At 59.2% G+C, this 18,817-nt stretch carries 19 protein-coding genes and 1 pseudogene; 10 read left to right on the top strand and 10 right to left on the bottom strand.

The features are described 5' to 3' along the window. Positions 1 to 22: 22 nt before the first annotated feature. The 5 genes and pseudogenes from BJ917_RS22265 to colR form a co-directional block, all read right to left on the bottom strand. Positions 23 to 247: a hypothetical protein gene (locus tag BJ917_RS22265; protein WP_121104562.1), complete on the bottom strand. Its 225-nt coding sequence runs from the start codon at positions 245 to 247 to the stop codon at positions 23 to 25. Next, positions 244 to 411: pseudogene (locus tag BJ917_RS32385) on the bottom strand (InaA protein); the annotation flags it as partial. The gene BJ917_RS22265 and the pseudogene BJ917_RS32385, both read right to left, overlap by 4 nt. Before the next feature lie 4 nt (positions 412 to 415). Continuing rightward, positions 416 to 1,087 (bottom strand): class I SAM-dependent methyltransferase, encoded by a 672-nt coding sequence (locus BJ917_RS22260; RefSeq protein WP_121104560.1) that lies wholly within the window; start codon positions 1,085 to 1,087, stop codon positions 416 to 418. Positions 1,088 to 1,240: 153 nt separating this feature from the next. After that, positions 1,241 to 2,524: a HAMP domain-containing sensor histidine kinase gene (locus BJ917_RS22255; RefSeq protein ID WP_121104558.1), complete on the bottom strand. Its 1,284-nt coding sequence runs from the start codon at positions 2,522 to 2,524 to the stop codon at positions 1,241 to 1,243. Then, positions 2,514 to 3,197 (bottom strand): two-component system response regulator ColR, encoded by a 684-nt coding sequence (colR, locus tag BJ917_RS22250; RefSeq protein WP_096509259.1) that lies wholly within the window; start codon positions 3,195 to 3,197, stop codon positions 2,514 to 2,516. The genes BJ917_RS22255 and colR overlap by 11 nt, the downstream gene beginning before the upstream one ends. Before the next feature lie 202 nt (positions 3,198 to 3,399). Here colR and BJ917_RS22245 point away from each other — a divergent pair, with 202 nt between their 5' ends. Both BJ917_RS22245 and BJ917_RS22240 read left to right on the top strand, forming a co-directional pair. Next, on the top strand, positions 3,400 to 5,346 hold the full coding sequence (locus BJ917_RS22245) for an LTA synthase family protein (protein WP_121104556.1): 1,947 nt from the start codon (positions 3,400 to 3,402) through the stop codon (positions 5,344 to 5,346). A gap of 57 nt (positions 5,347 to 5,403) precedes the next feature. After that, positions 5,404 to 6,147: a phosphatase PAP2 family protein gene (locus BJ917_RS22240; protein ID WP_096509257.1), complete on the top strand. Its 744-nt coding sequence runs from the start codon at positions 5,404 to 5,406 to the stop codon at positions 6,145 to 6,147. A 207-nt stretch (positions 6,148 to 6,354) separates the two neighbouring features. On the opposite strand, the gene groL is transcribed toward BJ917_RS22240, so the two are convergent. The 4 genes from groL to BJ917_RS22220 form a co-directional block, all read right to left on the bottom strand. After that, entirely contained in the window at positions 6,355 to 7,998 is a 1,644-nt protein-coding gene (gene groL / locus BJ917_RS22235) for a chaperonin GroEL (RefSeq protein ID WP_096509256.1), read from the bottom strand. Between the two features lie 49 nt (positions 7,999 to 8,047). Then, a complete protein-coding gene (locus BJ917_RS22230; protein WP_007985847.1) occupies positions 8,048 to 8,341 on the bottom strand; it encodes a co-chaperone GroES in 294 nt (97 codons plus the stop codon). Positions 8,342 to 8,588: 247 nt separating this feature from the next. Beyond that, positions 8,589 to 9,065 carry an FxsA family protein gene (locus tag BJ917_RS22225; RefSeq protein ID WP_121104554.1) on the bottom strand — a complete coding sequence of 159 codons (477 nt, stop codon included), beginning with the start codon at positions 9,063 to 9,065 and terminating at the stop codon, positions 8,589 to 8,591. A 66-nt stretch (positions 9,066 to 9,131) separates the two neighbouring features. Then, complete coding sequence (locus BJ917_RS22220; RefSeq protein ID WP_121104552.1) at positions 9,132 to 9,863, bottom strand: HugZ family protein; 732 nt, start codon at positions 9,861 to 9,863, stop codon at positions 9,132 to 9,134. Positions 9,864 to 10,027: 164 nt separating this feature from the next. On the opposite strand from BJ917_RS22220, the gene BJ917_RS22215 reads away from it, so the two are divergent. Next, the gene (locus BJ917_RS22215; RefSeq protein ID WP_096509253.1) at positions 10,028 to 10,786 is read left to right on the top strand and encodes an SDR family oxidoreductase; all 759 of its coding nucleotides are present in this window, start codon (positions 10,028 to 10,030) and stop codon (positions 10,784 to 10,786) included. A 128-nt stretch (positions 10,787 to 10,914) separates the two neighbouring features. Here the strand turns inward: BJ917_RS22215 and apbC are convergent, their stop codons facing one another. After that, positions 10,915 to 12,009, bottom strand: a complete 1,095-nt coding sequence (apbC, locus tag BJ917_RS22210; RefSeq protein ID WP_121104550.1) for an iron-sulfur cluster carrier protein ApbC — start codon at positions 12,007 to 12,009, stop codon at positions 10,915 to 10,917. 183 nt (positions 12,010 to 12,192) lie between these two features. Here apbC and metG point away from each other — a divergent pair, with 183 nt between their 5' ends. From metG to nth, 7 genes are all read left to right on the top strand, one after another. Next, positions 12,193 to 14,244 (top strand): methionine--tRNA ligase, encoded by a 2,052-nt coding sequence (gene metG, locus BJ917_RS22205; protein WP_096509251.1) that lies wholly within the window; start codon positions 12,193 to 12,195, stop codon positions 14,242 to 14,244. 162 nt (positions 14,245 to 14,406) lie between these two features. Beyond that, positions 14,407 to 14,976, top strand: a complete 570-nt coding sequence (locus BJ917_RS22200) for an Rnf-Nqr domain containing protein (RefSeq protein WP_121104548.1) — start codon at positions 14,407 to 14,409, stop codon at positions 14,974 to 14,976. After that, positions 14,973 to 15,989: an electron transport complex subunit RsxB gene (rsxB, locus tag BJ917_RS22195; protein WP_096509249.1), complete on the top strand. Its 1,017-nt coding sequence runs from the start codon at positions 14,973 to 14,975 to the stop codon at positions 15,987 to 15,989. The genes BJ917_RS22200 and rsxB overlap by 4 nt, the downstream gene beginning before the upstream one ends. After that, complete coding sequence (locus BJ917_RS22190; RefSeq protein ID WP_121104545.1) at positions 15,976 to 16,962, top strand: RnfABCDGE type electron transport complex subunit D; 987 nt, start codon at positions 15,976 to 15,978, stop codon at positions 16,960 to 16,962. Before rsxB ends, BJ917_RS22190 begins: the two co-directional genes overlap by 14 nt. Next, a complete protein-coding gene (locus BJ917_RS22185; RefSeq protein ID WP_121104543.1) occupies positions 16,959 to 17,570 on the top strand; it encodes an RnfABCDGE type electron transport complex subunit G in 612 nt (203 codons plus the stop codon). The genes BJ917_RS22190 and BJ917_RS22185 overlap by 4 nt, the downstream gene beginning before the upstream one ends. Next, positions 17,563 to 18,150 carry an Rnf-Nqr domain containing protein gene (locus BJ917_RS22180; protein WP_096509246.1) on the top strand — a complete coding sequence of 196 codons (588 nt, stop codon included), beginning with the start codon at positions 17,563 to 17,565 and terminating at the stop codon, positions 18,148 to 18,150. Before BJ917_RS22185 ends, BJ917_RS22180 begins: the two co-directional genes overlap by 8 nt. A 25-nt stretch (positions 18,151 to 18,175) precedes the next feature. After that, entirely contained in the window at positions 18,176 to 18,814 is a 639-nt protein-coding gene (gene nth / locus BJ917_RS22175) for an endonuclease III (RefSeq protein WP_096509245.1), read from the top strand. Positions 18,815 to 18,817 lie beyond the last annotated feature (3 nt).

Raw genomic sequence — 18,817 nt, 5'->3', positions numbered from 1 at the left:
TTTTATTTGGGCTTCAATTTTTTCAACTTTGCGGCCTCAATCCTTGCGACATTCCGAAAATGAACAGCAATAAATCATGATCGGGTTGAGTAGCCACCGAAGCCTTGGCGACCCGTGGTAATGGGCAATGATCGCCATGCTCTGAACTAAGAACTTGTGTGCGGGGTTGCTCCCACGCAGCCACCGCCAGTGAAGCAACAGCCAAGGCTCCTACAAGAAACAAACCTCGCGCAACTTCGAGTTTCATTGCTTTAAACCTTTGATAGCGCTGCCAAACGCCGTCCTATAAAAGTAGTCGAGTTTTCCCCGGTTCGTCGGGCGGAACGACGAGTGGCGAAACACTGGCGTTATGTCATGGACTGCCATTTGTCTGGCGCTCAAGCGCTGACGGTATGTCTCCAGATCGACCATCCTGTTACCTCTTGCGTAATACATAAACCCGCGACATGGCATAGAGCGGGAAAAAGTCCAAACGTTCCTGAATATGGAAACCCGCCTCCTCAAACTCCTGCTCTACCGTAGCAGCCGGTAACACAAATCGATTTTGGTAACCTTCCTGCTCACGGGTTTTCTCCAGGCGCTTGCGTTTCCAGGCCTTGAAATTGCCATCCACCCACAGTGAAAGGATCACGCTGTCACGGGTAACGCGCTCGAATTCGCGCAGAATGGTCATTCGATGCTCGGCTTCACCGATGTGCTGAAGCAAGCGCATGCAAAAAATGCTGTCGACCGCGTTATCAGGCAGGGCAATGTCGAATGCAGATGTCTGCAAGGGTTGTACCCGTTTTACCACGTCAGCGGGCTGCGCCTGCATGGCGATCTTCAACATCGACTCGCCGTTGTCGGCGCCGATGATCACCCGGTTGAGTTTTTCCGCCAGCACCGGCCAGAAGCGTCCCGCACCGCATGGCAGATCAAGCACCAGGCCTGGCTCGCCAGCCAGCATCAGTGCTTTTCGCGCCAGTTGCTCGTAACGCCAATGGGATAGTTTTCGACTGACGCCATCCTGATGTTCAAGCAGGCATGGTTGCGTGTGCACATCGGCGTACTTTTCGGAAAAATCAAGCTTGATCGGGTCAGGCTTCATCGAGGCCTCCTGCACTTCTGATAACGACCACCTTAGGTAGCGCCATGTGAGTGTCAGGTTATGCCCTTGTGAAAAAAACGTGATGCAAAACCTGGAATGGTTTCGAGGCATCAAGGATTGCAACGAGCGCCGAAATGCCCGATTTCAGGCCGCTCAGCGACCCTTGGATGTCTGCAATTCCACCTCAAAACGACAGCCATTGGGTTCCATGTTGGTCAGGCTGACGCACCACCCCTGGTTCTCACAGATTCGTTGCACCAGCGACAATCCCAGGCCCAGGCCCTCTCCGCGTTTTTCGTTGCCGCGCACGAAAGGCTCGAACATCGCTTCGCGCTTATCCTCAGGTATGCCGACACCACTGTCCTCGACCACGAATCCGTTGGCAGACAAGGTCAGGCGGATAAAGCCTTGTTCGGTGTAATGCAGTGCGTTTCGCAGGAGATTACCCATGACCGCGTGCAGGAACGTTGCGTTGTACCGGGTACTTTCTGGTTTGCCTGGCTCAAAAATCAACTTCAGCCCCTTTTCCTCGATCGGTGTGCGCCACAGCCCGAGCAGCCCGCCGGCCGCTTCACTCAGCGTCTGTTGCGGCGACATGCTGGCGTCTTCACGCTGAGCGCGGGCCAGCATCAGGAAGGTTTGCACCAGTTCGCGCATTTCTTCACTGGCGCGGGCGATTCGCTCTACCTGAGCACGGCCGCGCTGATCGATACCCGGGTTTTCCAACAGCAACTCGCAGGAACTGGCGAGCACCATCAAGGGTGTACGCAATTCGTGGCTGACGTCACTGGTGAACAAACGCTCCCGGGTCAATGCCTGACGCAGGCGCCCCAGGGTCGCGTCGAAGGCCACCGCCAGTTCGCCCACTTCATCGGCAGCGTAATCCGGCGCCAGAGGCGGTGCCAGACCCAGCAACTGATCGCGATGACGCACCTGGCGGGCCAGCCGTACAACCGGTGCCATCACCTTGCGCGCCAGGACCCAACCGAGGAAAACCGCCAACGCGAGGCTCAGTACGAAGCCCACCAGCACCACGGCGAACAGCACCCGTTCACGCTCTTCGAAATCGCTTTGATCCTGCAACAGCACATAGCGCCGTCCGTCGACGATTTCGACAATGGCGTGGTACGACAGATTTTCGCGAAATACCTCGTGAAAACCCGCATCAAGGTTCCGCAAATCCTTGGGCAGCTCAAAATCCCCCCGCCCCCCGCTGAAATAGAATAACTGGTCCGGTTCAGGGCGATGGCTCCAGTCCGAGACGTTATCCATCAGCAACAGTCGCTGCAAATCACCGCCCAGACCTGCGGAAATGAGCTTTTCTTCCACCAGGTGCACGGTCGCCACAATGCCCATGGCAAAGGCGCCCGCCACCAGTGCGCTCATCAGCGCAAAGGCAATGATGATCCGTTGAGCAAGGCTCTGTTTAAACTCCATTGCGCCCCTCGGCCAGGCGATAACCCACACCGTGGACGGTGTGCAGCAGCGGTTTGGCGAACGGTTTGTCGATCACCTGGCGCAACTGATGGACGTGGCTGCGCAGGCTGTCACTGTCCGGGCAGTCATCACCCCACAGCGCCTCTTCGAGTATTTCGCGGCGCAATACATGGGGACTTTTCTGCATCAGTACCGCCAGCAGCTTCAGGCCCACCGGGTTGAGCTTGAGCAATTTGCCTTCGCGGGTGACTTCCAGCGTGTCGAGGTCATAGTTCAGGTCGCCGACTTGCAAGGTGCGGCGTCCGCCACCCTGGGTCCGGCGCATGACTGCCTCGACCCGAGCCGCCAGTTCAGACAGGGCGAAGGGTTTGATCAGGTAATCGTCGGCACCGGACTTGAAACCCTGTAGCCTGTCATCCAGCTGATCGCGAGCGGTAAGCATGATCACCGGCGTGTCACGCCGGGCATCTTCGCGCAGGCGCTTGCACAGGGTGTAGCCGTCGATGCCGGGCAGCATGATGTCGAGCACGATCAAATCGTAATGCTCGGTGGCCGCCAGGTGCAGGCCCGACAAACCGTCCTGCGCACAATCCACGGTGTAACCTTTGAGCCCCAGGTAATCGGCCAGGTTGGCCAGGATATCGCGGTTGTCTTCAACCAATAAAATTCGCATGGGCATCTGCTCCGTATACAGTAACGGCCGTCATGGCCCGCGCAGCTTAAGGCCAAGTGTGGCTCACGGCTAGGGGAAGGCCACGCGGAGATCAATCCGCTCTACCAACGGCCCGGTTTTACAAGCTTTTCACTATCGAATCACACCCTGATTACAGCGGTCAGTCGAGACTGACACGCGATTGCTATAAGGAATGTCGACAATGGACTATTTGAAGACGGCGCCAATGCGCTTTTTGCTGTTGGTAACCGGCTCATGGCTGGTTATCTTTCTTCTTACACGAACGGTTTTACTCCTGACTCATCTGGATGAGGCCGGCAGTGGTTTCCTGTCTGTCTTCGGCATTGGTGTGCTCTACGACCTGGGCTTCCTTGCCTACGCGGCGCTCCCCATGGGGCTCTATCTGTTGCTTTGCCCACCGGCCCTCTGGCGTCGTCGCGGGCATCGCTGGTTTCTTCAGGGACTGCTGACGGTCAGCCTGTTTGCAATGCTGTTCACCTCGGTGGCCGAATGGCTTTTCTGGGATGAGTTCGGCGTGCGCTTCAACTTTATCGCCGTCGACTACCTGGTGTATTCCGACGAAGTATTGAACAACCTGCTCGAGTCGTACCCGATCGGCACGCTGCTGACGATTCTCGCCGTGCTGGCCGTGGTGCTGAGTTTCGCGTTGCGCAAACCCTTCAATGCCGCGCTCGATGCACCGTTGCCACCCTTGCGCGGGCGTCTGTTGAATGCGCTGGTCCTGTTGATCGCCGCCGGCCTGAGCCTGCAGTTGCTCAGCCAGGATGCGCCACGCAGCCAGGGCGGCAATGCTTACCAGAATGAATTGGCGAGCAATGGCCCGTATCAATTTTTCGCCGCCTTTCGTAACAATGAACTGGACTACCCGCAGTTCTACAGCACCCTGCCATCGGCCGTTGTCGCAAAACAGATTCGTGCCGAGCTGAACGAACCCAATGCCCGCTTTATCGGCGAAGACCCGCAAGACATCCGTCGCCAAATCGACAATCCGGGCCAGCCACGCAAGCCCAACATTGTTCTGGTCACCATTGAAAGCTTCAGCGCCAAGTACATGGGCAGCAACGGTGACGAGCGCAACCTGACACCGAATCTGGATGCCTTGCGCAAGCAGAGCCTGTACTTCAACAATTTCTACGCCACCGGTACCCGTACTGATCGGGGTCTGGAAGCCATAACCCTGGCCATACCGCCCACGCCGGGACGTTCGATCGTCAAGCGTGTGGGCCGCGAAAGTGGTTTTGCCAGCCTTGGCCAGCAACTCAACGCCGTGGGTTACGACAGCGTGTTTGTCTATGGCGGGCGCGGTTACTTCGACAATATGAACGCCTTCTTCAGCGGCAACGGTTACCGCGTGGTAGACCAGAGCAGTGTCGAAGAGTCAGAGATTCATTTCAAAAATGCCTGGGGCATGGCTGATGAGGATCTCTACAACCAGACACTCAAGCTGGCCGACGCCGACCATGCAAAGCAACAACCCTTTTTATTGCAATTGATGACCACGTCCAACCACCGTCCTTATACCTACCCGGACAATCGGATCGATATCAAGTCCGGCAACGGGCGTGACGGTGCGGTGAAATACACCGACTACGCCATTGGTCAGTTCCTCGCCCAGGCGCGTCAGAAACCGTGGTTCGATAATACTATTTTCGTGTTTGTCGCTGACCACACCGCCGGCAGTGCGGGCAAGGAAGACCTGCCAATCAGCAACTACCAGATTCCACTGTTCATCTATGCACCGAAGTTGATTGAAGCCCGCGAGACTGCACAGCTGGCCAGCCAGATCGACCTCGCGCCAACCCTGTTGGGCCTGCTGAACCTGGATTACCAGTCGACGTTCTTTGGGCGTAACCTGTTGCAGGACAACCCGCTGCCTCCACGAGTGGTCGTTGGTAATTATCAGCACCTGGGGTTGTTCGATGGCAAAGACCTTGCGATCCTGAGCCCCCGCCAGGGCTTGCGTCGTCACGATGATGCCTTGACCGAAAGTCGTGAGTACCGCTCCGACTCCAGTGACCCGTTGATCGCCCGCGCGATCACGTACTACCAAACAGCCAGTTATGGCTTCAAGCAACAGCTGCTTGGCTGGAAAGTGCCCATGGAGGGCACAGCCAAAGTCAGCGAATGAAAACCGAATCGCCCCGGGCTGATGCCCCGGGGCGTTTTCCTTTGTTCAGGATCCACCATGTCATCAACCGTTGTCCGCCCTGCCCCGCGCCCACTCAACTTCTGGGTGTTCCTGGGCGTACCCGCCGCTGTGGCGATTATTCTCGTACTGCTCGAACTGACCTCACTGGATATGGACCTGGCCAAACTGTTCTACGACCCGGCCGCTGGAGGCTTTATCGGGCGGCACAGTTACTTCCTCGAAACCGTCCTGCATACCCGCGCCAAGCAAGTGGTCATCGCCTTCTCGGTGTTTGCCATCCTCGGTTTTGTCAGCTCCTTCTTCATGGCCAGGCTCAAGCCATTCAAACGGGAACTGGGCTGCCTGGTGCTGTCCCTGGGCCTGGCGACGTCTTTTGTCACCCCCATGAAAGCGGTAACGGCGGTGCAGTGTCCGTGGAGCCTGGAGCAATTCGGCGGCCATGAGACCTACAGTGAATTGCTGAGCCATCGACCGCACTCTGACAAACCGGGCCGCTGCTGGCCAGGCGGCCATGCCGCGACCGGCTTCACCCTGTTTGCGCTGTTTTTCGTGCTGCGCGATCGTCGCCCACGACTGGCCAGGGCGGCGCTCGTCTTCGCCTTTACCCTGGGTTCGGTGTTCTCCATCGGCCGGATGATGCAAGGCGCACACTTCTTCTCGCACAACGTGTGGACGGCGGTGTTTTGCTGGCTGATTTGCCTGGGGTCGTATTACTGGATTTTGTACCGCCCCGCTTCCAGAGCCGAAGCAATGGCCAAAGCACAGCCGGTCAACGCCTGAAACACAGGTCAAAAATGTGGGAGCGGGCTGGCTCCGGGCGGCGTTCCGACGAAGGCGGTTTAACATTCATCGCATAGGTTGATAGGCACTCCGCTTTCGCGAGCAGGCTCGCTCCTACTCTGGGATCGAGGCGCCCGCGGAATACGGGCAATAAAAAACCCCGCCTGCTTTCGCAGGCGGGGTTTTTACGTACGGGATAAGGCTGGCTTACATCATGCCGCCCATGCCGCCCATACCGCCCATGTCTGGCATGCCGCCGCCAGCTGGTGCGTCTTCCTTGATCTCGGCGATCATGGCTTCGGTGGTGATCATCAGGCTGGCAATCGACGAAGCCGCTTGCAGAGCCGAACGGGTCACTTTGGCCGGGTCCAGGATACCCATTTCGATCATGTCGCCGTATTCGCCAGTCGCAGCGTTGTAACCGAAGTTACCCGCGCCTTGCTTGACCTTGTCGACAACAACGCTTGGCTCGTCGCCGGAGTTGGCAACGATCTGGCGCAGTGGAGCTTCAACAGCGCGACGCAGCAACTGGATGCCCACGTTCTGGTCATCGTTGTCGCCTTTCAGCTCGCTGATGGCTTGCAGGGCACGAACCAGTGCCACGCCGCCGCCAGGTACCACGCCTTCTTCAACGGCTGCACGGGTAGCGTGCAGGGCGTCTTCAACGCGGGCTTTCTTCTCTTTCATTTCAACTTCGGAACCAGCGCCAACCTTGATCACTGCAACGCCACCGGACAGCTTGGCCAGGCGCTCTTGCAGTTTTTCACGGTCGTAGTCCGAGGAAGTCTCGGCAACCTGGGCACGGATCTGACCGATGCGTGCTTCGATGTCGCCCTGTACGCCAGCACCGTCAACGATGATGGTGTTTTCCTTGGACAGGGTGACGCGCTTGGCGTTGCCCAGGTGCTCCAGGGTGGTGCTTTCCAGGCTCAGGCCGATCTCTTCGGAGATAACGGTACCGCCGGTCAGAACGGCGATGTCCTGCAGCATGGCCTTGCGACGATCGCCGAAGCCCGGAGCCTTGACGGCTGCGACTTTAACGATGCCACGCATGTTGTTCACAACCAGAGTCGCCAGGGCTTCGCCTTCAACGTCTTCGGCCACGATCAGCAGTGGACGACCGGCTTTGGCAACGGCTTCCAGTACTGGCAGCATTTCGCGGATGTTCGAGATCTTCTTGTCGACCAGCAGGATCAGCGGACCGTCCAGCTCGGCAGTCATGGTCTCTGGCTTGTTGACGAAGTAAGGGGACAGGTAGCCACGGTCGAACTGCATGCCTTCAACAACCGACAGTTCGTTTTCCAGGCCCGAGCCTTCTTCAACGGTGATCACGCCTTCTTTACCGACTTTTTCCATGGCTTCGGCAATGATGTCGCCGATGGAGTTGTCGGAGTTGGCGGAGATGGTGCCGACCTGAGCGATGGCCTTGGTGTCAGCGCATGGCTTGGACAGGGCTTTCAACTCTTTGACGATGGCGATGGTCGCCTTGTCGATACCGCGTTTCAGGTCCATCGGGTTCATGCCGGCAGCGACGGCTTTCAGGCCTTCGTTGACGATCGACTGAGCCAGAACGGTAGCGGTGGTGGTACCGTCGCCTGCGTCATCGTTGGCACGGGAGGCAACGTCTTTGACCAGCTGCGCGCCCATGTTTTCGAAACGGTCTTTCAGCTCGATTTCCTTGGCTACGGAAACGCCGTCCTTGGTGATGGTCGGAGCGCCGAAGCTCTTCTCGATGATCACGTTACGGCCTTTCGGGCCCAGGGTCGCTTTTACCGCGTCAGCCAGGACGTTGACACCGGTGAGCATTTTCTTGCGGGCGGAATCGCCGAATTTAACTTCTTTAGCAGCCATGATCGATATTCCTTAAATACTTTGTAGTAACGGGAAAATGAGCGGGGAATCAGCCTTCGATAACAGCGAGGATTTCGTTCTCGCTCATTACCAGCAGATCTTCGCCGTCGACTTTCACAGTGTTGCTGCCGGAGTAAGGACCGAACACAACCTTGTCGCCCACTTTGACGGACAGTGCACGCACTTCACCGTTTTCCAGTACGCGGCCGGTGCCTACAGCGAGGATTTCGCCGCTGTTGGCTTTTTCAGCAGCCGAACCTGGCAGGACGATACCGCCAGCGGTTTTCTTTTCTTCTTCGCTGCGACGGATGACGACGCGGTCATGCAGAGGACGAAGCTTCATTGTCGATCTCTCCTAATTGTGGTTTTCATCGGCCGGTGTAGTCCCGGCGGGTTTAACAAAGTCCGGCGGTGCCGGGTGCGGCTCGACGAGCGAGACGCGGAAGTCTGTCTGGCGTGATCGCCAGAAACCTTGCGGTGACCGTTACATAAGGGCGCATAAGCTTATTACAAGAGCGGGGATCGAAAATTTTTCATCCCGATGCCCCCCAAACGAACACGGCACCCGAAGGTGCCGTGTGGTCATGGTGTTACTTGGTATCGCGATGTTCGAACTCGCCTTCGATCACATTGGGCTCACGACCCAGGGGTTCACGCGGCGCGGGGCCGCCACGGGACTGAAGGTCATCGGCGAACGCACGCTGGCGGATCGCTTGTTCCTCGGCGCGCTGGCGCATTTTATTGGCCAGCAGACGGCGGCTGATCGGCAGCAGCATGATCAGGCCGATCACGTCGCTGATGAAACCCGGAAGGATCAGCAGGCCACCGGCCAATGCCAGCATCAGGCCTTCGAGCATGGTCTGGGCGGGCAACTCGCCGCGGTTCAGGCTTTCACGGGCACGCAACGCGGTGGCCAGGCCGGCGATCCGCAGCACGAACACACCGAACATCGAGCCGAGAATGATCAGCAGCAGGGCCGGGAAAAACCCGATAGCCCCTGCCACCTTGACGAATACGAACAGCTCCAACACCGGAAACAGCAGAAAGAGCAACAAAAAAGGGCGCATCAAATGGTTCCTCAACGCAAGAAAGCCTTGCCAGTTCACCTTAGATGACGTCGCCGTTTCGTGAATTCAAGCGCCGGCCCCTGCATTTTTCGGCCAATGTTCGGCGTGGGCCAGGAAAACCAAGGCCTCGCGAACTTGTGTCGGCGTATTACACGGGGCTTGGAAAGGTAGCCAGTAGATCCCCTGACCAATGCGCAAATGCATGCCTTCGGAGTCGATCCCGACCATTTGTGCTGGTGTGGTGTTCGGCAGTCCCGCCAGGTCGACGTAGTGCGCAATGGCCTTGGTGTGATCGGCATTCATGTGTTCGACCATGCTCACTTCTGCCTTGCCGGCGAAGGGGTTGGCCAGGTTCAGGTCGTTGACCCAATGAATCGCGCCAAAACCGCCGATGTAGCGGTGGCGTACAGGCTTGAGCACCCAGAAGTCGAAATCGTGGGCCTGGTGATAGCCCTGCGACTCCGGGAAGTAGCGGTAGTACCGTTCGCAAGCGCTTTCGATGGCGGCTTCGTCTTCAAGCTGCTGCGCTTCGGCCAGATAGGTCAGTCGACCAACGGCCTGGACATCTTCCGCCCCACGCTCGCCCACGAACAGCGAGCATTTCGGGTCTTTCTGCAAATTGTGGGTGTGCTGGGCGATGCGGCTGATCAGGATCAGCGGCCGGCCCAGCTCGTCCAGACAGTACGGAACCACGGAGCCGAACGGGAATCCTGGCATCGATTTGGAGTGCGTCGAGAGCACTCCACGGTATTCCTTGAGAAGCAATTCTCGTGCATGCTTAGCTGCTTCAACGCTCAATTTATGACTCCTTAAATAGAATCCGTCAAAAAAACGGACGGGCTGCTGGTGATAGTTCCAGCATGCCATCGGGGCAGTTCTCATGTGCAGCCAAGCCACATCTGGTGCAGATCGAGAGGCTCTCTTCAAGGAAACCACTCAGACCTGCTACCGGGGGCATGCGAATGCAACTCACTGACAAAGTAATCATTATCACGGGCGGTTGCCAGGGTTTGGGCCGTTCCATGGCCGAGTATTTCGCCGCCAGGGGCGCGAAGCTGGCGCTGGTGGACCTCAATCAGGAAAAGCTCGATGACACCGTGGCAGCCTGCCAGGCCAAGGGCGCAGAAGCCCGTGCTTACCTGTGCAACGTGGCCGATGAAGAGCAAGTGACCCACATGGTCGCCCGGGTCGCTGAAGACTTCGGCGCGATCCATGGCCTGATCAACAATGCCGGCATCCTGCGCGACGGGCTGTTGCTCAAGGTCAAGGACGGCGAAATGACCAAAATGAGCCTGGCTCAGTGGCAGGCGGTCATCGACGTCAACCTGACCGGCGTGTTCCTGTGCACCCGTGAAGTCGCTGCAAAAATGGTTGAGCTGAAGAACAGCGGCGCGATCATCAATATCTCGTCGATTTCCCGCGCCGGCAACGTCGGCCAGACCAACTACTCCGCCGCGAAGGCCGGTGTCGCCGCCGCGACCGTGACCTGGGCCAAGGAACTGGCGCGCTATGGCATCCGCGTGGCGGGCATTGCACCGGGCTTCATCGAAACCGAGATGACGCTGGGCATGAAGCCTGAGGCGCTGGAGAAGATGACGTCCGGGATTCCGCTCAAGCGCATGGGCAAGCCGGAAGAGATTGCCCATTCGGCGGCGTACATTTTCGAGAACGACTATTACACCGGCCGGATTCTGGAAATGGATGGCGGGTTGCGCATTTAAGGCCCGGCACAAAACCAATGTGGGAGCGAGCCTGCTCGCGAAGAGGCCCGGTCAGCCACCACCGATGGTGACTGATATACCGCTTTCGCGACCAGGCTCGCTCCCACAATGGATCGCATTTCAGACCATCAATCGTCGCTGATGGTGATGTTCGGCATCGCCGGCGTTGCCGCTTCCTGCAACACGATCCGCGCGCCGACATGACGGGCGAGTTCCTGGTAAACCATCGCAATCGGGCTGTCTGGCTCGGCGATCACCGTTGGCTTGCCGCCATCGGCCTGCTCGCGGATGACCATCGACAGCGGCAACGAGGCCAGCAACTCGACACCGTACTGGCTGGCCAGTTTCACCCCGCCGCCCTCACCGAACAGATGCTCGGCATGTCCGCAATTGGAGCAGATGTGCACGGCCATGTTTTCCACCACGCCCAGCACCGGGATGTTGACCTTGCGGAACATCTCCACGCCCTTGCGCGCGTCGAGCAAGGCCAGGTCCTGTGGCGTAGTGACGATGACAGCGCCGGCCACCGGGACTTTCTGCGCCAGGGTCAGCTGGATGTCACCGGTGCCTGGCGGCATGTCGATCACCAGGTAATCCAGGTCGCCCCACGCCGTTTGGGTGACCAGTTGCAACAGGGCACCGGAGACCATCGGCCCGCGCCAGACCATCGGTGTGTTGTCGTCGGTCAGAAACGCCATCGACATCACTTCCACGCCATGGGACTTGAGCGGAACGAACCATTTCTGGTCCTTGACTTCTGGCCGGGTGCGTTCGGGGATACCGAACATGATGCCCTGGCTCGGACCGTAGATATCGGCGTCGAGAATGCCGACCTTGGCGCCTTCGCGGGCCAGGGCCAACGCCAGGTTGGCGGCGGTGGTGGATTTGCCCACACCGCCCTTGCCCGATGCCACGGCCACCACGTTCTTGACGTTGGCCAGGCCCGGAATCTGCGCCTGGGCCTTGTGCGCGGCAATCACGCTGGTGATGTCGACGCGGGCAGATGTCACGCCGTCCAGGCCTTCGATGGCCATTTGCAGCATTTGTGCCCAGCCGCTCTTGAACAGACCGGCGGCATAGCCCAGTTCGAGCTGAACGCTGACGCGCTCGCACTGAATATCGATGTTGCGTACGCACCCGGCGCTGACCGGGTCCTGGTTCAGATAAGGGTCGGTGTATTGGCGAAGGACGGCTTCCACCGCTGCGCGATTGACGGCGCTCATGGGCAACTCCGAAAACAGGTCTTGGAATGATGGCGGATATCGTACCTGTTATGAGCGTTCGGCGGGATGCTCAAAAAATGGCGATCAGCCGTTACTCATCCAATGAAACAGGCTCACAGGGTGAAAAATATGTGCCGGCGCTTTATAGTGGCCGACCTCCGTTTCATCAAGTAGCCGAGCCCCATGTCCGAGCCACGCAAGATCCTCGTCACCAGCGCCCTGCCCTATGCCAATGGTTCGATTCACCTCGGCCATATGCTGGAATACATCCAGACCGATATGTGGGTGCGCTTCCAGAAGCACCGCGGCAACCAATGCATTTATGTCTGCGCCGACGACGCCCACGGCTCGGCGATCATGCTGCGCGCGGAAAAGGAAGGCATCACCCCGGAACAACTGATCGCCAACGTCCAGGCTGAACACAGCGCCGACTTTGCCGAGTTCCTGGTGGACTTCGATAATTTCCACTCCACTCACGCCGAAGAAAACCGTGAGCTGTCGAGCCAGATCTACCTGAAGCTGCGCGACGCCGGGCACATCGCCACGCGCTCGATCACGCAGTATTTCGACCCGGAAAAGAAAATGTTCCTGGCCGACCGCTTCATCAAGGGCACTTGCCCGAAATGCGGCACTGAGGATCAGTACGGCGACAACTGCGAAAAATGCGGCGCGACCTACGCACCGACCGACCTGAAGGATCCGAAATCGGCGATCTCCGGCGCCACCCCGGTGCTCAAGGACTCCCAGCATTTCTTCTTCAAGTTGCCGGACTTCCAGGAAATGCTGCAAGCCTGGACCCGCAGCGGCACCCTGCAGGACGCCGTCGCCAACAAGATCGCCGAATGGCTGGACGCCGGCCTGCAACAGTGGGACATCTCCCGCGATGCGCCGTACTTCGGTTTTGAAATCCCCGATGAGCCGGGCAAATACTTCTACGTGTGGCTGGATGCGCCGATCGGCTACATGGCGAGCTTCAAGAACCTGTGCAACCGTACGCCGGAGCTGGACTTCGACGCGTTCTGGGGCAAGGATTCCACCGCCGAGCTGTACCACTTCATCGGCAAGGACATCGTCAACTTCCACGCCCTGTTCTGGCCAGCGATGCTCGAAGGCGCGGGTTACCGCAAGCCGACCGGCATCAACGTGCACGGCTACCTGACCGTCAACGGCCAGAAAATGTCCAAGTCCCGCGGCACCTTCATCAAGGCCCGGACCTACCTGGATCACCTGTCGCCGGAATACCTGCGCTACTACTACGCGGCCAAGCTGAGCCGTGGCGTCGACGACCTCGACCTGAACCTCGAAGACTTCGTGCAGAAGGTCAATTCCGACCTGGTGGGCAAAGTCGTCAACATCGCCAGCCGTTGCGCCGGCTTCATCCATAAGGGCAACGCCGGTGTGATGGTCGACACCAACGCCGCGCCGGAGCTGACCGAAGCCTTCCTGGCCGCCGCGCCTGGCATCGCCGACGCCTATGAAGCCCGCGACTTCGCCCGCGCCATGCGCGAGATCATGGCCCTCGCCGACCGCGCCAACGCCTGGATCGCCGACAAGGCACCGTGGTCGTTGAACAAACAGGAAGGCAAGCAGGATGAAGTCCAGGCCATCTGCGCCACCGGCGTCAATCTGTTCCGCCAGTTGGTAATCTTCCTCAAGCCGGTGCTTCCACTGCTGGCTGCCGATGCCGAAGCGTTCCTGAACGTCGCGCCATTGACCTGGAACGACAACACCCTCTGGCTCGCCAACCATCAGCTGAACGAGTTCAAGCCGCTGATGACCCGGATCGACCCGGTCAAGGTGCAGGCCATGACCGACGCTTCGAAAGAAGACCTGACTGCGAGCCAGACCGACACCGGCGAAGCGGCACCTGCCGGCAATGGCGAACTGGCCAAGGATCCGTTGTCCCCGGAAATCGAGTTCGACACCTTCGCAGCAGTCGATTTGCGCGTCGCGCTGATCGTCAAGGCCGAACACGTGGAAGGCGCCGACAAGCTGCTGCGCCTGACCCTGGACATTGGTGACGAGCAACGCAACGTCTTCTCCGGGATCAAGAGCGCTTATCCGGACCCGTCCAAGCTCAATGGTCGGCTGACCATGATGATCGCCAACCTCAAGCCTCGCAAAATGAAATTCGGTATCTCCGAGGGCATGGTGATGGCGGCCGGTCCTGGCGGTGAAGAGATCTACCTGTTGAGCCCGGACAGCGGCGCCAAGCCTGGTCAGCGGATCAAGTAAGGCACGGCGGCAAACCGATCCCACAGTCGTGCCTGACGCGACTGTGGGATTTTCATGTCTGGCCCACCCTCCGCCCTTGCCGGATAATGCCTAAGCTTTTTTGAACGCAGCGCTCTTGGGTTCATCGCGAGCAAGCTCGCTCCTACAAAAGTCGGCTCGATCATGACCGAAACACTGCTTACGCTTATCAGCACCGCCCTGATCAACAACCTCGTGTTGCATTGGCCGCTGGGTGTCGATCCGCTGCTGGGCACCGAGCGTCGGCAAGTCCATGCCCTGGGCATAGCGACAACCTGCCTGATGCTGATCGTCGGCCTGCTGGGCTACACGCTCTATCATTGGTTGCTCATCCCGCTGGAACTGACGTCGCTGCGCCTGTTCGTGTTCCTTCCCCTGAGCGTGCTGCTGATCGCCCCGCTGCTGAACGGTTTGTCACGGGTGTTTTCGACGCTGTGCTTTGAAGGACTCTGGCCACTGTTGTTGGGCAACGCGGGTGTGCTCGGCGTGGCGCTTCTCAATATTCAGGGCGACAACGGATTCTTTGCTGCCGCAGCCCTGAGCCTGGGGGCCGGGCTGGGTTTCTGGCTGGTGCTGGGTCTGTTCAATGACCTGCGCCAGCGCACACGTGATAACGATGTTCCCCTGCCCTTTCGCGGCTTGCCGATCGACCTGATCGGCGCCGGTCTGATCGCAGTGGCCTTTCTCGGATTCAGTGGACTGATCAAAACATGAGTCTGATTCAACGCATCGACGCCCTCTTGCCGCAGACCCAATGCGGCAAGTGTGGTCACCCCGGATGCAAGCCCTACGCTGAAGGCATCGCCAACGGCGAGCCGATCAACAAGTGCCCGCCGGGCGGCAATGAAACCATTAACGCCCTGGCTGAGCTGCTGAAGGTGCCAGTGCTGGAGCTGGATGTCAGCCGAGGCTCGGCTCCGGCGCAGATCGCCTACATCCGCGAGGCCGAGTGCATCGGTTGCACCAAATGCATCCAGGCCTGCCCGGTAGACGCCATCGTCGGCGCGGCCAAGCTGATGCACACGGTGATCATCGACGAATGCACCGGTTGCGACCTCTGCGTGGCGCCTTGCCCTGTGGACTGCATCGAAATGCATCCCTTGCCGATAGCCACGGTGCTGCCAATTGTCGGCGGTATGGCGTTCAGCCTTGAAGAGCAACGGGCCCGTGCCGCCAAACGCAATCATGCACGGCGCCGTTTCGAGCAACGCAACGCCCGCTTGCAGCGCGAAGAGCAACAAAAAGCCGCCGAGCGCCAGGCCCGTGCGCAACGCGCTGCCAAGCCCGGTGAAGGGACGCTCGACCCGGTGCAGGCGGCCCTCGAACGCGTCCGCGCACAAAAAGCCGCCAACGCCGATGCGGCGTTGAAAAAAGCCAAAATCGATCTGGCGATGAGCCGGGCGCAACTGACCAAATCACTCAAGGCGTTTGGCCATCCGCCGACCTTCGAACAGCAGTCGCAATTGATTGTCCTGCAACAGCAGTACGAAGCCGCCGAGCAAGCCTTGGCACAGCTGGAAAATTCGGTGCCGTCCGTCCCGGTGCCGGCGCCCGTTGCTGCGCCGGCGAAAAATGCCGACCTGAATCGGGCGAAGATCCAGTTGGCCATGCGCCGCGCCGAACTCAAAAAAGCCCAGACCGCCGAAGCGCCCGCCGAGCAGATCGAAGCCCTGGAGCGCGCACTGAGCGAAGCCGAACGCCAGGTAAATGCCTATGCCGCCCCTTGAATCGGTCGATGAGCGCCTGCAGCAGGCCATGAAATGGGTTCTGTTGGCGACGTTGCCAGGAATGCTGGCGTTGTTCTGGTTCTACGGTTGGGGGGTGTTGATCAACCTGATGCTGGCAGGCGCCAGTGCGCTGGGCGTTGAAGCGGCGGTGCTGCAATTGCGCAAGCGCCCCCTCAAGCCAACCTTGAGCGACTGCAGCGCCCTGGTCAGTGCAACCCTGTTGGCCCTGGCCCTGCCGCCCTATTGCCCGTGGTGGCTGACGGTCAGTGCTGCTGCGTCCGCCATGTTGTTCGGCAAGCATCTTTATGGCGGTGTCGGCAGCAATCCGTTCAATCCGGCGATGCTCGGTTTCGCCCTGGTGATGGTGACGTTTCCACAACAGATGACCCACTGGCCGGCATCCCACGGCATGGATCTGTCGGGTGGCGTACAGCAAGTATTCGGTTTCGGTTCAAATCCGGATGCCTGGGTCCGCGCCACAGCACTGGACAGCCTGCGGATCAATAAAAGCCTGACCATGGACGAACTGTTCTCGACCAATCCGGCGTTTGGCCATTTCGGCGGTCGCGGCGTGGAATGGGCGAACCTGGCCTTTCTCGCGGGCGGCGTGTTTCTGCTGCAACGACGGGTATTCAGCTGGCATGCACCGGTGGGCATGCTTGCCAGCTTGTTCGTCATCAGCCTGTTGTGCTGGAACGGTACGGGCTCCGACTCCCATGGCTCACCGTTGTTTCATCTGCTCACCGGTGCCAGCATGCTGGGAGCGTTCTTCATCGTGACGGAGCCGGTATCCGGCGCCAAAAGCCCCGGCGCAAAGCTGCTGTTCGGCGTGGGTGTCGGGCTGCTGACCTATCTGATTCGTACTTGGGGCGGCTATCCGGACGGTCTGGCGTTTGCCGTGCTGTTGATGAACCTCTGTGTACCGGCGCTGGAGCGATTTGTCGCGGCCAGACAAAAGCGAGTTGCATCATGAAGCGCGCCTCCAGCGTCGCCATCCTGGCACTACTGGCCAGTCTCGGAACCGGCTTGACCTGGCTCGTGCAGCACAGCAGCGCGCCACGGATCGCGACTGAGCAGCGCCTGATCGACAGTCGAAAGCTACTGGACCTGCTACCGCCCGACAGCTACGACAATCAGCCGCTGGAACAACCGCTCACGCTTGAAAACACGGCACTGGGCAACAGCACACTGCTGGCAGGTTACCGGGCGACCAAGGCCGGCAATGCTTATGCCGTGCTACTGCGCAGCCAGACCCTGGGCTACGAGGGCGCCATCGACTTGATGATCGCCATCGACCTCAACGGCAGGCTGATTGGCGTCAAAACCCTCAAGCAGGCGGAAACCCCGGGGCTTGGCGGGCGAATTGCCGATTGGCCCAATGCCTGGCTTCAAATGTTTTCCGGCAAGTCCCGAACCGATCCGGACGACAAAGGCTGGGCCTTGAAAAAGGATCAGGGACAATTCGACCAGATCGCCGGAGCGACCATCACCTCAAGAGCCGTGATAAACGCTACCCACGATGCGCTGCGTTACTTCGACGAACACCGGCAACAACTGCTCGGGAGTCCTTCCCATGAGTAAACCACCGCTGTTACAGAACTCATTGATGCTCGCACCGCTCATCGGCGCCACCGGCTCACTGGTGACAGCCCTCGGCCTGTGGTTGATGTTCATCGTGGTGATCAGTGTATTTGGCCTGGGCATGAATGCATTGCGCTCACGCCTGTTCCCGGGGGCGCACCTACTGGCCAGCGTGCTGCTGGCCGCGACGCTGACCAGTTGCGCGGAACTCGGCCTGCAAGTCTGGTCACTGCAATGGCATCAACAGGCGGGAATCTATACAGCGTTGATCGCCTTGCAATGTGTCGTGCTTGAGCAGGCTGGGTTTTTCCAAAGGGCTTGGCGAGATCGCCTGCGCCTGTGTGGGCTGTTCGGCGCATTGATGGTGGGCCTGGGCTTGCTGCGCGAGCTCATGGGTAACGGGACACTCGGTAGTCATCTACCGTGGCTGCTGGCTGCGACGCAAGCGGACTGGCAGGGCTGGGTGCTGACCACCGACGGAGGCCTGCGCCTGGCCACACTGGCCCCGGGTGGTTTCATTCTCCTGGGATTGCTGGTCGCCGCATGGCAGGCCCGACAGCGCGCCCCCTCTACACACTGACAGTTTTCTAGGAAATGCATCGCCCATGAATGCCGCAAAACGTCTGGAAATTTTCCGCAGGCTGCATGAAGACAATCCGGAGCCCAAGACCGAACTGGCCTATTCCTCACCGTTTGAATTACTGATTGCGGTGATTCTTTCGGCGCAATCGACCGATGTCGGCGTCAACAAGGCCACCGCAAAACTGTTCCCGGTAGCCAATACCCCCGCGGCGATCCATGCCCTGGGGGTCGAGGGACTGTCGGAATACATCAAGACCATCGGTCTATACAACAGCAAAGCGAAGAATGTGATTGAGACCTGTCGCTTGCTGGTGGAGCGCCATGCAGGCGAAGTACCGCAAACTCGAGAGGAACTGGAGGCACTGCCCGGCGTTGGGCGCAAAACTGCCAACGTGGTGCTCAATACCGCATTTCGTCAATTGACCATGGCCGTGGACACCCATATTTTCCGGGTCAGTAATCGCACCGGCATTGCGCCCGGCAAGAATGTGGTCGAGGTCGAGAAAAAGCTGATGAAGTTCGTGCCCAAGGAGTTCCTGCTCGACTCCCATCACTGGTTGATACTGCACGGGCGCTACGTTTGCCTGGCCCGCAAGCCTCGCTGCGGCAGTTGCCGGATTGAAGACTTGTGCGAATACAAGCACAAGACGTCGGACGATTGAGGC

The organism is Pseudomonas sp. WPR_5_2 (assembly GCF_003634475.1).
GTDB lineage: Bacteria > Pseudomonadota > Gammaproteobacteria > Pseudomonadales > Pseudomonadaceae > Aquipseudomonas > Aquipseudomonas izuensis.
Note: the sequence above shows the minus strand (reverse complement) of the source record. Positions and strands in the feature narration are given on the sequence as shown.